Below are 12,481 nucleotides of genomic sequence, written 5' to 3'. Positions count from 1 at the left end.
CGCAGTGCTAACGGAGGGGCGTTGGCGTAGCGTCGTGGCCCCTCCGTCAGCGCTGCCACCTCCCCATGCCTGCGGCACAGGGAGGATTTTTCTTTCATCGTCATCCCGGCGAAGGCCGGGATCTCACCCTTGAGGATTTACGCACCGGCCAGATCCCGGCCTTCGCCGGGATGACGGACAAGCTAAGGTCCCGCTTTCTACCCCAGAGCTGCGGTCACTGGCGAAAGACCGCTTTGCTCGCTACGGCCCGTCATGCGCCCTGTGCGGCCGAGCGTGTCCGGATTTCCCTTTCGACGGCGGCATAGCCCGACTCGCTTTGCGTCGCGATCGCGATGGGACGGCCGCCGAGCAGGGCATTGTCGCTGTTGAGGAAGTCCAAGGCGGGGTCGCGTCCGCCCAGCAGCTGAAAGGCGAGCGTACTGATCGCGCCCTGTCGCCGCGCGTCCTGCGGCGGCTGCGGCGGGCCTTTGCGCCTGTGGCGAAAGAGGTTGGAGCGCGGGCGGGCCAGCGACGGCTCGGCCTGTTGGCCGTCAGGCGCCATGGGCGACGCCTCCGGCCGGTCCGGGACCAAAGGCGAGGTTCATCAGCAATGGCTCGGCGGGCAGGACCAGCGCGCCGCTGAGGCCGCGGACCTCGCGATATTCGTCGATCCGCTTCGCATAGTGGCGGGGAAGGTCGAAATTGGGCAGCGTGTTGCCGTCGCGCTGCGCCTGGCCGGCCGCCATCAGCGCCATCTGGTGATGATAAAGAAGTTGATTGATGTCCACGTCCGTCTCCCGTTTTGCGGGAGCGCGATCGTCTCTCAGTCGCTGGCATGCAAAGCGAAGCCCGGCGATGACGATGATATGGGGCGCAAATGTCTGGATTTCAAGGGCGTTGGGATAGTATCTTGCCGCGATGGCCCAACACCGCATCTATACGATGAGCGTCGCGAGCGTCTATCCGCACTATATCGCCAAGGCGGCGAAGAAGGGGCGGAGCAAGGCCGAGGTCGACGAGATTTTCCGTTGGCTGACGGGCTATGACCAGGCTGGGCTGGAGGAGGCGCTGGCCAAGGGGACGAATTTCGAGGATTTCTTTGCGCAGGCGCCAAAGCTCAATCCGGCGCGCGGGCTGATCACAGGGGTGATCTGCGGCATTCGGGTCGAGACGATCGAAGAGCCGCTGATGCGCGAAATCCGCTATCTGGACAAATTGATCGACGAACTCGCCAAAGGGAAGGCGATGGAGAAGATTTTGCGAGGCTAAGGCTTCGCTGATTCTGCTTCGAGCCAGGCCCTGAAGCGCAGCATCGCGTCGCTTTCGGGGCGCGACGTAGATGGCGAGCGCCGAACCGCGGATTGGCGACCCGTCCCACCCCGTCTGGCAAGGAGATGGTGCAGAGGGCCCCCCATCGCCGCGAATGTCCCGAATTGGGACATATGTCCATCCGGGCAGCGTGTTAAACTCGTCTGCCGAGTTGTAAGTTTCGTTAATTTTTGGTTAAGAGATTCGCGGGTCGATCGTTGTTATTATTGCGTTTTCGTAACAGGGGAAATTTATGCGCCGAATTGGCTTATTCCTAGGCGCCCTCGCGCTCTCCATTCCCGCGACCGCGAATGCGGCGACCGTCACATTCGAAGACCAAGCGGCCTTTCGGTGCGATTTGTCGGGTTCCGGCGCCAGCGGGGGCATGAGCTACAGCTATGGTTTTGCGGCCTGCTATTACAGCCCGTCCAACCCGGCCGATTTTCCGACTCCGATTACGTCGACGGTGATGGCCAGTGGCTACGGCGCCACCAGTTTCGCTCTGACGGGCGGCGGCATTTTCAGCCTGTCGACCCTTGATCTGGCCTTTGGTCCGTTTAATCATTCGGGTTTGGCCAGCGATACGACGCTGGTCACCGGTACGCTTTCCGACGGAGGGACGCTGACGACCACGCTGACTGTGGGCCGTGGCTTCCAGAACTATGCCTTGAACTGGGGCAATCTGACCTCGATCAGCTTCGGCCAACTGCAGAGCAGTTCGGAGTATCTGGCGTTCGACAATATCAATTATTCCACGGAAGGGGCGGTGCCCGAACCGGGCACGTGGGCGATGATGATCGTCGGTTTCGGGGCGATTGGGGCGGCGGCGCGCCGGCGTCGTTCGAAAAAGCTCGCCTTGGCTTGAGTGCGACCTGCAGCATCCAGGTCATGAAAGGCCGGGTCGCGCGACCCGGCCTTTCGTTTTTCCGATCACGTATGCCGCGCCGATTCATGTGACGATGTCGTGCCAGGCACGGCTGCCATTTCGGCGTTCAACCAGGCCCTGAAGCGCAGCATCGCGTCGCTTTCGGGGCGCGACATCAGGCGGGTGAGCCAATAGCGGCCGGCGTCGATGGCGATGGCGAAGGGCTGGACGAGGAGTTCGGCGGCGAGTTCGCGGGCGAACATCGCGGGCGGGGCGAGCGCGATGCCGTGGCCCGCGGCGGCGGCGCTCGCCATCAGCGCGCTGCTGTCGAAGACCGGGCCGCGCAGGACCGGGGCGGGGAGGCCCGCGGCGGCGAACCAGAGCGCCCATTCGTCGCTGCGGTAGGAGCGAAGCAACGGCTCGTGGATCAGGTCGGCGGGGGTTTCGAGCCGCGCCGCTGTCGCGGGGGCGCAGAGCGGCGCCAGAGGCGCGGCGAGCAAGGGCTCGGCATGGGTGCCGTGCCAGGCGCCGTCGCCGAAGCGGATCGCATAGTCGAGCGCCTCGCCCGCCAGGTCGACGCGGTTGTTGTTCGTCGAGATGCGCAGGTCGATCGACGGGTGCGCGCGGGCGAAGGCGTCGAGGCGCGGCAGCAGCCAGCCGGTCGCGAAGGTGCCGACGACGCCGACCTTGAGCGCTTCGCGGAAGCGGCCGTCGGCATACTGATCGAGCGTCGCGGCGACGCGGTCGAAGGCGTCGGCGACGACGGGGACGAGCGCGTGCCCCTCGTCAGTGAGCGCCAGGCCGCGCGGCAGGCGGTGGAAGAGGCGCGTGCCGAGGCGGCGCTCAAGCTGCGCGACCTGATGGCTGACCGCGCCCTGGCTGACGCAAAGCTCGATCGCCGCACGGGTGAAATTGAGATGGCGCGCCGCGGCCTCGAAGGCGCGGAGAGCATTGAGGGGGAGTTGGGCGCGGTCCATGGCTGTCGATCCTTGCTCGCCGAGACGACGGTTAGGCAGAATATCCATCAATTATCCTCATGGCTTTGTCGAGAAATGATGCTTTGTCGGGGCGCGGTCGGCTTGGCATTTCTGTCCGCGAAGGGAGACGGACGATGATGCGAGCCTTGGTATTGGCAGTGTGGATCATGAGCACGGCGGGGGCGGCGCAGCCGCCGGCGGACGACCCGCTGACGCGGCCGATGGCGGCCGAACGCGCGAAGCAGTGGCTGTTGCCGCTGCCGCCCGAGAAGGTCTTCGGCAAAAGCTATCTGGTCGGTTTCGGCGGGCTGAGCGTCGCGCTGATCGACACGGGCAAGGGGCTGGTGCTGATCGACGGAGCCTTGCCGCAGGCGGCGCCGATGATCCTCGCCAATGTCCGCGCGCTCGGCTTCAACCCCAAAGACATCAAATTTATTCTGAGCACCGAACCGCATTACGACCATGCGGGCGGGTTCGCGGCGCTGGCGCGCGATACCGGCGCCACGGTGGTGGCGAGCGCGCGCGGCGCCGAGGGGCTGCGCGCGGGCGCGATGGCGGCGGACGACCCGCAGCTCGCCTATGGCGGCACATGGCCCAAGGTGACGCGGCTGCGCGTGATGAAGGACGGCGAGGTGCTGAGGCTGGGCGATGCGGCGATCACCGCGCATGCGACGCCGGGGCATACGATGGGCAGCATGAGCTGGAGCTGGAACGCGTGCGAGGGCAAGATCTGCAAGCAGATCGTCTTCGCCTCGAGCCTCAATCCCGTGTCGGCGGACGGCTATCGCTATACGAGCGCGGCGGGCAAGCCGTTCGTCGCGGGGTTCGGGACAAGCTATCGCGTCATGGAGGCGCTGACATGCGATGTGCTGATCGCGGCGCATCCCGACAATGCGGGCGCGGGGCGGGTGGGCGACAAGCCGGGGGCGTGCCGCGCCTATGCCGAGCGGTCGCGCGGCCTGTTGGCCAAGCGGCTGGCGAGCGAAGGTGACAGCAAGGCCGAATAAGTTCCAATCGCGTTTCTTTTCAGTCTTGTAAGACCCCACCGACGCGCTAGGCTTCCCCGGTCCGAACGTCGTCGCGGGGTCTGTCCATGTTAAAATCCGCTTTCGTCGCCAGCCTGTTTGGAATGGCGACCACCGTCTTCATGGCGCCGCCAGCGGCCCCGGGCGCGGGGGCGGAGCGCGTGCTGTTCGGTTGGATGCCCGGCGCCGCGCAATGCGACGGCACGCCCGTCGGCCACCTCGTGGTGCGGCGGCCGTGGGGCTCTCTCAGCTATGGTTTGCCCAAAACGCCGCCGTCGCTGACCTATGCTTTCGAAATCGACGCGACGGGCCGACCGCTGTCGATCACGAGGGAAGGTGAGGGTTTCGTGAGCTTTGGCGGCGATGTGGCGCCGGCGCTTGCGGCGAGCCGCTTCGCGCCCGGCGTGCGAAAGAATTGCCGCATCACCTATACGGCCGATGTCAAATCGCTCACCGCGGCGGCGGTGGAAGACCTTGTGTCCTATACGATCACGCCGACATCGGGCCCGCTACCCAAGGCCGGGTGGGACCGGATCAAAGGGACGGGCGATTGCGCCACCGCGCCCGTTCCCCAGCCGCTGCTGCGCGCCTTTCCCGATTTCGGCACCATCGAGGGCACGCCGGGCGTCAAGGACTGGTCGCTGGTCACGTATGACACCGATGAAAATGGAACGCCGGTCAAGATGCGGACCGTGATGGGGACGGGCAACGCAGCGCTGGATTCGGCGGCCCGGAAGGCGGTCGGCGAGTCGCGATTTACCCAGGGCGCGCGGACGGGATGCCTCTATCCCTATTGGAAGGCGCCCGAAACATTGGCGCCGCCGCCGACGCCGCAGGAGACGGCTTTCCGCCCGGCGGCAAGCAATTGTGCCGAGCAGACGCGCTGGCAGAAGCCGCTCGCCCTGCGCTTTCCCGATCCCTGGTTGCGGCGTTCGATCGAAGGCTGGGCGATCGTGACGTACGACATCGCGCCCTGGGGCGCGGTCGGCAATGCGAAGGTCGTCGCCGCGCAACCGGCGGCCGAGTTCGGCCAGCAGGCGTTGGCGATCCTGCAAAATGCCAGCGCCGAGCCGTCGGCGCAGGGATCGACGGGCTGCGTCGAGACCATCCGTTTCGCGATCGGGCGGAAAAATTCGTCGTCTTCGGTCGAAACGCCCGACGGGCAGGGGATTTTCTGATCCGATCCGAATAGCGTGGCGGTGACCGGGCCCGTCGGGGCCTGCGTAGCCCTGCGCCGCGCTACTTCGCCACCACCATGCACGCCTGACCACCCTTGCGGACGGTGGCGCAGAGGTTTTCGGCCTGGCCCTTGTTCGCAAAGCCGCCGGTCTGAAGGCGCGTGACAGTACCCGCCTTGACGTAATCGGGCTGGCGCGCCGCGACGGCGGGATATTTTTTGGCGAGCGAGGCCCAGAGGCCGCGGGCGTTCGCCTCGACGCCGAAGGCGCCGAACTGGGCGCGCCAGGGGCTGGTGCCGGTTATCGTGTCCGCAGGCACGGGCGTTTCGGCGACCTTGATGGGCCTGGCGTCGACGGGCGGCTTGGGCTTGACCGGTGCGGGCGCGGGCTTCTTCGCCGGCGGCGCGCTGCTTTCGGGCGGCGGGGCGTAGCTGGTGCCGGGCTTCCCGACCGCAGCGGCGGCGACGGTGGCGTCGGCGGCGGCGGTCGCCTCGGCAGCGGCGCTGGCGGCGGCGATCGCGGCGGGCTTTTGCGGTTTCGGTGCGACCGGGGCCGGCGCGGGCTTGATCACCGGCGGCGGGGTATAGCTGGCGCCGGGCGCCGAGGGCGGCACGCTGGCGGTCTTGATCGCCGACGGCGCGGGCTTGGCGGGCTCGGGCGCGGCGGCGTTGACCGCGGCGAGACGGGCACGGCCCTCGTCCCTTTCCATCTGGGGCAGCATGGCGAGCCCCGCTTGCCGCTGTTCGAGCGGGATCAGCCGGTCGAGCTGCGCGAGGCGCGCCGAGGCGATCTCGAGCCCGGCATCGCTGGCGCGCTTGGTGAGCGCATAGGCGCGCGGCCAGTCCTTGTCGGCGAAGTCGCCGTTGAAGTGCGCGGTGCCGAGGACATATTGGGCGCGCGGCTCGCCGCGGCCCGCCGAGGCGAGGATATAGGGCATGGCTTCGGCGCGCTTGTTCGCGGTGAAGAGGATCAGGCCGAGATTGTCCTCGGCCTGGAGATGGCCCTGTTTGGCGGCGCGGCGATACCAGCTTTCGGCCTGCATCAGGTCCGACGGGACGCCGCGGCCGAGCTTGTACGCCTGCCCCAGGTTGAATTGCGCATCGGGATCGCCCGCGACCGCGAGCGGGCGCCATTCGGCCACCGCCTTCTGGTAATCGCCGGCTTCCCAGGCATCGACGCCGTCCTTGACGTCGGCGTGCGCGGGCGCCGCGAATGACAGGGCGGCGGCGATCGGCAGCGCGAAAGCGGCGATGGTGCGGAATGGGCGCATGTGATTCTCCAATGACTTACGCTGCCCGTCGGTTCCAATCCGTGCAGCCGCAGTCCCCGGGACGCGATGTAGTGTGCAATGGCTAACAGCGCGTTAGCAACCTTCTGCGGGTAAACCGATTCCGTGCCGGCTTGGTACAGAAGATTGCTAACGGTGTGTTTACCATAAGAGCGAGCAGGTCGTTCACCTTCTTTTTATCATCGTTAACTCAATTTTAGCGTCCCGCATGGCATCCCTTCCCCGATTTTTGGACTTCCGAGGGGGATAGCAGTGCGCGTTTTGGCATTGGCTTCACAAAAGGGCGGGTCGGGTAAAACCACCTTGTCGGGTCATCTTGCGGTGCAGGCGCAGCTTGCCGGGGCAGGACCCGTCGTCCTGATCGATATCGATCCGCAGGGCTCGCTCGCCGACTGGTGGAACGAGCGCGAGACGGACCTTCCAGCCTTTGCGCAGACGACCGTTGCGCGGCTGGCCTCCGACCTGGAAATCCTGCGCCAGCAGGGCTTCAAGCTGGCCGTCATCGACACGCCGCCGGCGATCACCATGGCGATCCAGAGCGTGATCTCGGTCGCCGAGCTGATCGTCGTTCCGACGCGTCCGAGCCCGCACGACCTGCGCGCCGTCGGCGCCACCGTCGACCTGTGCGAACGCGCGGGCAAGCCGCTGGTGTTCGTCGTCAACGCCGCGACCCCCAAAGCCAAGATCACCAGCGAGGCCGCGGTCGCGCTGTCGCAGCATGGCACCGTGGCCCCCGTCACGCTGCACCACCGCACCGATTATGCCGCGTCGATGATCGACGGCCGCACGGTGATGGAAGTCGATCCCAACGGCCGATCGGCCGAAGAAATCCGCCAGCTCTGGACCTATATGAACGACCGGCTCGAGAAGAATTTCCGCCGCACCGTGTTCAGCTCGCCGGTTCCGCCGCAGCCGGGTTACGGCACCGTTCGCCCGATGGGTGGTGGCTTCGGCCGCCGCATCGCTGGCCAGTGAACGGGGGAGCGGACACCATGGGCGAACCCAAACCCCTCGCTTCGCTGAGCGCAGGACTTCTGGCCCGCAAGGGCGGTGCGCGTCCCGCGATGCGCCGCGCGCCGCTCGGCAGCGGCCCCGCGCCGCTCAACAGCGGCGGCTATGACGACCTCGGCTGGAACGACATGGGCTACGACGTCGATCCCGACCAGTCGGAACCGGCGACGCTCGTCGACCTGAAGCCGATCCTCGCCGGTTCGGTGCTGGCACATAACGAACAGGCTGAGCAGGCGGTCGACGAAGCGGGCCTCGATGCCGGCTATGATGCAACGAACCATGCCCCGGTCGATCTGCTCGGCGGCGATTACGGCGCCCAAGATTTCGACGCACCGGCTTTCGAGGCGCCGATCCCCGAGATCGTCCGCCAGCAGGAATCGCTGGTCGATCGCGTCGCCGCCGTTGCCCGTAAGGTCGAAGCGCGTCCGGCACCGAAGAAGGAGCGCGAACCGCGTGCGCTGCGCGCCCGCGAAAAGGCGGCCTTCACGCTGCGCCTCGACGCGGAGCGCCACCTGCGCCTGCGCCTTGCGAGCGCGGTGACCAACCGCTCTTCGCAGGTGATCCTGACCGACCTGCTCGACGAATATCTGTCGTCGCTGCCCGAGATCGACGCGATGGCGAGCCGCCTGCCGGCCGCCCGTCCGTCGCGTCAGACGCGACGCTGAAGATAAAAGGGGGACCTGACATGAACCGCAAGATGCTGATGAAACTGGCCGTTTCGGGCTTCGTCCTGACCGCGGCCACCGGGTGCAGCGGCATGGGCCAGATGGCGAACGCGCCGTCGGATGCCGCCGGCGTCCCCGCAACGGCCGCCAAGGCCGCCGACAAGGCGCGCATCGCGCTGGAAGAAGGCAAGGTCAGCAAGGCGGTCGGTCTGGCCGAAGCCGCGGTTGCCGGTTCGCCGCGCGACGCCGGCTATCGCGCGCTGCTGGGTCAGGCCTATCTGAACGACGGCCGCTTCGCCTCGGCATCGAGCGCGCTCGGCGAGGCGATCGAACTCGGCGCAAAGGACAGCAACACGATTATCGCGCTGACGCTGGCGCAGATCGGCCAGGGCAAGAACGCCGAAGCGCTCGACCTGCTGAAGCGCAATTTCGACGTCATTCCGGCGTCGGACCTGGGTCTGGCGCTGGCGCTGGCCGGCGACACCAATTCGTCGATCTATGTGCTGACCGAGGCGGCGCGCCAGCCGGGCGCCGATGCGCGCACGCGCCAGAATCTCGCGCTCGCCTTCGCGCTGTCGGGCCGCTGGGCGCAGGCCCGCGTGCTTGCATCGCAGGATTTGTCGGCTGCGAAGATCGAATCGCGCATGGCCGAATGGTCGAAGCTGGCCGAACAGCCCGATTCGCGCCTGCGCGTCGCAAGCCTGATCGGCACGACCGCGCGCGAGGACGCGGGCATGCCGGTGCGCCTGGCGCTCAGCAATTTCGGCGACACGCAGCTCGCCGCGGCCGAGGCGCCCATGCAGCTTGCCAGCGCCGATCCGGCGCCGGTCGAGGCCTATGCCCCGCCGCCGCCCGCGGAAGAAAAGCCCGCCGCGGTTCTCGCCTCGGCAACGCCGAGTCCGATCCGCACCGTCGAACTGCCGATGCCGCAGCGCGACGAGAATGGTGTCGTGCCGGTGACCGACCTGCCGCAGCCGAAGGCTGCGTCGAAGCCGGCGGACGTCATCATGGCCGACGCCAAACCCTATCGCGCCGCGCCGCGCGTGTCGGGCGAGCGCGCCGAAACCGTCCGCCCGGCGCAGAAGCAGGCGCTGGAGCTGGCCACGAAGATCCTGCCCAAGGCGATGGCGTTCGACGCCAAGAAGCCGACCGGCTGGGCCGTGCAGCTCGGCGCCTATGACAGCCTGGGCATCGCCAAGGAAAAATGGGGTACGCTGAAGAAAAAGAGCGCCGTGCTCGCCAGCTACCCGGCGTCGAGCCATTCGGCGGTCGTAAACGGTCGCACCTTCTATCGCCTGACCGTCAACGGCCTGGCGACGCGCGCCGACGCATCGAAACTGTGCGGCGAGCTGAAGGCCAAGGGCCAGACCTGCTTCATCCGCCAGATGGGCGGCGGCGAGACGATCCAGTGGGCGTCGGCGTCGAAGCCGGGCAAGCCGGTGCGCCTGGCGTCGCGCTGAGACAAGATTGGGGGCCTCCCGCAGGGGAGGATAGGGGAGGGGCGCGGCTACCAGAGCCGCGCCCTTTCTCGTTTTTCAGACTCGCGGCGTCCGCTCCCCGCGCCGACTCCGTCGCTACTTCGCGTCGTCCGCCTTCACCAGCGCGCCGACGAGCCTGCCGCGCTGGTAGCGCCCCTTGCGCTCGTGCGGCATCGCGTAAAGCTCGGTCAGGAAGCGCTTGTCCCATGGGGTGAGTTCGCGCCTGCCCTGGCGGTCGTCGAACAGGCCGAGGATCGACTGCGGCTGCGCTTCGGCGCGGATGCGGATGCCGCTCAGCGCGACGAAGGCGGCATAGTCGGTCACCGCGCGCAGGGTCGCGCCCTCGGCATCGTTGACGTCGATGACGATCGTCGCGCCCTCGATGCTGCGGAGGGTCTGCGGCCCGATCAGGCTGAGCCCTCCGCCCGTGCGGCGGACCGAATACCACCAGCGCACCGGTTTTTCGAGTTCGACGAGGTCGCGGATGTCCGGCCCGCTCATGTCGGCGAACTGGCCGGGATAGCGCGTCTTGAACAATTTGATGAAATTCGCTCCGTCGTCGACGAAGAGGAGGAGCACGTTGGTGTCGCACTTGCCATTGGCGACCGGCGCACCGGCGCCGCGCGCGGTATCGCGGAACCAGCCTTCGACGAGCGCGGCATGCTCGTCCGAGAGTCCGAGCGCGCGCGGGCAGAGCTTGATCTTCCAGCGCGCGACGCTGTCCTGGGCATAAATGCCCGGCGCGACGCCGAGCGTACGGACGAAGGCGCTGGCGCGCTTTTTCGCCTCCTCGCGCGTCAGCCGCTCGCCCTCGACGATGATGTCATCGGGCGAATGAATCGTGGGGTCGGGCGCGGGCTGGGCCATTGCGGCCGGCGTCGAGGCGACCAGCGCGGCGGCGGCGAGCAACAGGCGGGGGGAGAGCATCGGCCGGTTTCCTTCTGTGGAAACCGGAGCTTAGCGACTCCTATCCGTCCCGGAAAGATCATTTGCCTCCATCGTGGAGGCTCGGCAGCCGCGCGAGGATGGCGACGAGCTGCGCCTGGCTGGTTGCGCCGGTCTTGCGGAAGATGCCTTTCAGGATGAAGCGCGCGGCGTTGAGACTGACGGCGCGGAGCGCGGCATAGTCCTGCAGCGACTTGCCGCCTGCGAGCCAGACCGCGAGGCGCGCCTCGGTCGGGGTCAGCCCGTACCATTGCGCGACGCGGTCGATCTCGACCACCGGGGTCTCGCCGACGGCGCTGCCCATCGTCACGATCAGCGATGCGCCGAGCGCGATGCCGCCGATCTGGGGCGCGGTCTGGCGCGGGATGCGCGCGGCGAGGACGGGGCATTCGACGCCGGCGGCGTTGACCGCCTGAAAGGCGATGCCCGCGGCATCGATGCCGCGGGCCAGATCGACCAGCTTCTTCTGGCTCGCGGCATGGGTGAAGGTCAGGCGATCGCCGGCGAAGCGGACGAAGCCTGCCTCCTCGTACCGCGCGGCGCGGTTGTTCGCGGCGAGGATGCCGCACTGGTCGTCGAGGCTGAAGATCGCGAAAGGCGCGGCGTCGGCGGCGCTACGGGCAGCGCCCGCGGCGAGCTCGAGCGCGGCGATGCGGTCGCTGAGGCGGAGGGCGCGCTGGATATGCGGAGCGAGGACGCGGAGCCCGCGCTTCAGGCCTTCGGTGTCGCGGTCGCCGGGACCGGGCATCATCAACCCCAGCCGCTCGCCGCCGCGCCGGTCGAGCAGCACGCCGACAAGCCGGTCGATGCCATAGGGTTTCAGGAAATTGCGGAAGAATTCGGTTTCCCAGAACTCGTCGCGGGCCATGATGTCGTAGCTGTCGACGACGCTGCCGTTCGCATAGCGCATGAACTTGCGCGACCAGGGGTGGTTGCCCGCATAGACGCCGGTGTAGATTTCCTGCAGCCCCGCCGCGAGGCCCGAGGCGGCTACGAAGCGCGCGCGGGGCGGACTGTTGCCCTCCCACAGGATGAAGGAGGATTCCCAGCGAAGCGGCCCCAGCGCGGCGGTGATGTTGCCGAGCGTTTCGTTCCAGCGTTCGGGATGCAGCACCGTCTCGTAGATTTGCCCAATCAGGTCATTGAGCACGTCCCATTCGGCCGACGTGTCGGGCGCAGGGGACAGGGCAGGAACGGGATCGGTCGGCACGCATATCCCCTGGTCGAAAGGAAAGGCAGCTATCCTGTTGTTAGAGGAGCAAAACCCGTGCTGCCAAGGCCGGATGCGACGAAAAATTCACCTATGCTACCCGAACGGGTAGCGCAATGCCGCGCCGAATCGGCCATTCCCCGCGTGCGACCCAAGCACAGGGTGGTCCACCATAAGCACCCTGTTTCTCGAAGTCCGCCGGTTCTCCGGCGGGCTTCTTTTTTGGCGGGGGCGGAGTTTCGGCTGGAAACGGCCGAAAGCTGCCTAACCTACCGCCGTTCGCATCGAGCCCTTCGACTGCCTTGGTGGGCGCTCAGGATAAACTTCCGGCTGCGCCGGAAGTCGAGATGCCCCTCGGCGTGGCGCAAGGTCGATGGGTGTCTCGACTTCGCTCGACACGAACGGAAAAGAGAGGTGACCGGAATCGACCGGAACACGACATTTATAGCTTCGTCATCCTGAACTTGTTTCAGGATCCATGGTCTGCCGTTTCCTTCGGCGCGGCATTTCATTCGAGCTCAGACCATGGATGCTGAAACAAGTTCAGCATGA

General features: G+C 67.1%; 13 protein-coding genes. 7 read left to right on the top strand and 6 right to left on the bottom strand.

What is annotated here, in order from left to right:
* Positions 1-250: 250 nt before the first annotated feature.
* Positions 251-541: a DUF2384 domain-containing protein gene (locus ATE67_RS17385; protein WP_058817919.1), complete on the bottom strand. Its 291-nt coding sequence runs from the start codon at positions 539-541 to the stop codon at positions 251-253.
* Complete coding sequence (locus ATE67_RS17380; protein WP_058817918.1) at positions 531-767, bottom strand: hypothetical protein; 237 nt, start codon at positions 765-767, stop codon at positions 531-533. The genes ATE67_RS17385 and ATE67_RS17380 overlap by 11 nt, the downstream gene beginning before the upstream one ends.
* A 130-nt stretch (positions 768-897) precedes the next feature.
* Between ATE67_RS17380 and ATE67_RS17375 the strand changes: the two genes are divergently transcribed.
* Positions 898-1,248, top strand: coding sequence for a DUF2200 domain-containing protein (locus ATE67_RS17375; RefSeq protein ID WP_058817917.1), 351 nt, complete (start codon positions 898-900; stop codon positions 1,246-1,248).
* Positions 1,249-1,540: 292 nt separating this feature from the next.
* Positions 1,541-2,152 carry a PEPxxWA-CTERM sorting domain-containing protein gene (locus ATE67_RS17370; protein ID WP_058817916.1) on the top strand — a complete coding sequence of 204 codons (612 nt, stop codon included), beginning with the start codon at positions 1,541-1,543 and terminating at the stop codon, positions 2,150-2,152.
* A gap of 65 nt (positions 2,153-2,217) precedes the next feature.
* Here ATE67_RS17370 and ATE67_RS17365 read toward each other — a convergent pair whose 3' ends face one another.
* The gene (locus tag ATE67_RS17365) at positions 2,218-3,129 is read right to left on the bottom strand and encodes a LysR family transcriptional regulator (protein WP_058817915.1); all 912 of its coding nucleotides are present in this window, start codon (positions 3,127-3,129) and stop codon (positions 2,218-2,220) included.
* Between the two features lie 134 nt (positions 3,130-3,263).
* Here ATE67_RS17365 and bla point away from each other — a divergent pair, with 134 nt between their 5' ends.
* Together bla and ATE67_RS17355 are read left to right on the top strand one after the other, a co-directional pair.
* A complete protein-coding gene (bla, locus tag ATE67_RS17360) occupies positions 3,264-4,136 on the top strand; it encodes a subclass B3 metallo-beta-lactamase (protein WP_058817914.1) in 873 nt (290 codons plus the stop codon).
* A gap of 86 nt (positions 4,137-4,222) precedes the next feature.
* On the top strand, positions 4,223-5,332 hold the full coding sequence (locus ATE67_RS17355; protein ID WP_156417097.1) for an energy transducer TonB: 1,110 nt from the start codon (positions 4,223-4,225) through the stop codon (positions 5,330-5,332).
* A 61-nt stretch (positions 5,333-5,393) separates the two neighbouring features.
* Here ATE67_RS17355 and ATE67_RS22045 read toward each other — a convergent pair whose 3' ends face one another.
* Positions 5,394-6,602, bottom strand: coding sequence for an SPOR domain-containing protein (locus ATE67_RS22045; protein WP_058817912.1), 1,209 nt, complete (start codon positions 6,600-6,602; stop codon positions 5,394-5,396).
* A gap of 270 nt (positions 6,603-6,872) precedes the next feature.
* Between ATE67_RS22045 and ATE67_RS17345 the strand changes: the two genes are divergently transcribed.
* From ATE67_RS17345 to ATE67_RS17335, 3 genes are read left to right on the top strand one after another with little or no spacing between them, the layout of a single operon-like run.
* Positions 6,873-7,595: a ParA family protein gene (locus ATE67_RS17345; protein ID WP_058817911.1), complete on the top strand. Its 723-nt coding sequence runs from the start codon at positions 6,873-6,875 to the stop codon at positions 7,593-7,595.
* A 17-nt stretch (positions 7,596-7,612) separates the two neighbouring features.
* Entirely contained in the window at positions 7,613-8,296 is a 684-nt protein-coding gene (locus ATE67_RS17340) for a hypothetical protein (protein WP_058817910.1), read from the top strand.
* A 20-nt stretch (positions 8,297-8,316) separates the two neighbouring features.
* On the top strand, positions 8,317-9,756 hold the full coding sequence (locus tag ATE67_RS17335; protein WP_058817909.1) for an SPOR domain-containing protein: 1,440 nt from the start codon (positions 8,317-8,319) through the stop codon (positions 9,754-9,756).
* Between the two features lie 114 nt (positions 9,757-9,870).
* Here ATE67_RS17335 and ATE67_RS17330 read toward each other — a convergent pair whose 3' ends face one another.
* Positions 9,871-10,701 (bottom strand): hypothetical protein, encoded by an 831-nt coding sequence (locus ATE67_RS17330; RefSeq protein ID WP_058817908.1) that lies wholly within the window; start codon positions 10,699-10,701, stop codon positions 9,871-9,873.
* Positions 10,702-10,759: 58 nt separating this feature from the next.
* Positions 10,760-11,929: a helix-turn-helix transcriptional regulator gene (locus ATE67_RS17325; RefSeq protein WP_058817907.1), complete on the bottom strand. Its 1,170-nt coding sequence runs from the start codon at positions 11,927-11,929 to the stop codon at positions 10,760-10,762.
* Positions 11,930-12,481: the final 552 nt, after the last annotated feature.

Origin of the sequence: Sphingopyxis sp. H050, from assembly GCF_001468265.1 — a bacterium.
Taxonomy (GTDB): domain Bacteria; phylum Pseudomonadota; class Alphaproteobacteria; order Sphingomonadales; family Sphingomonadaceae; genus Sphingopyxis.
This window is presented reverse-complemented; position numbering and strand designations above follow the sequence as displayed.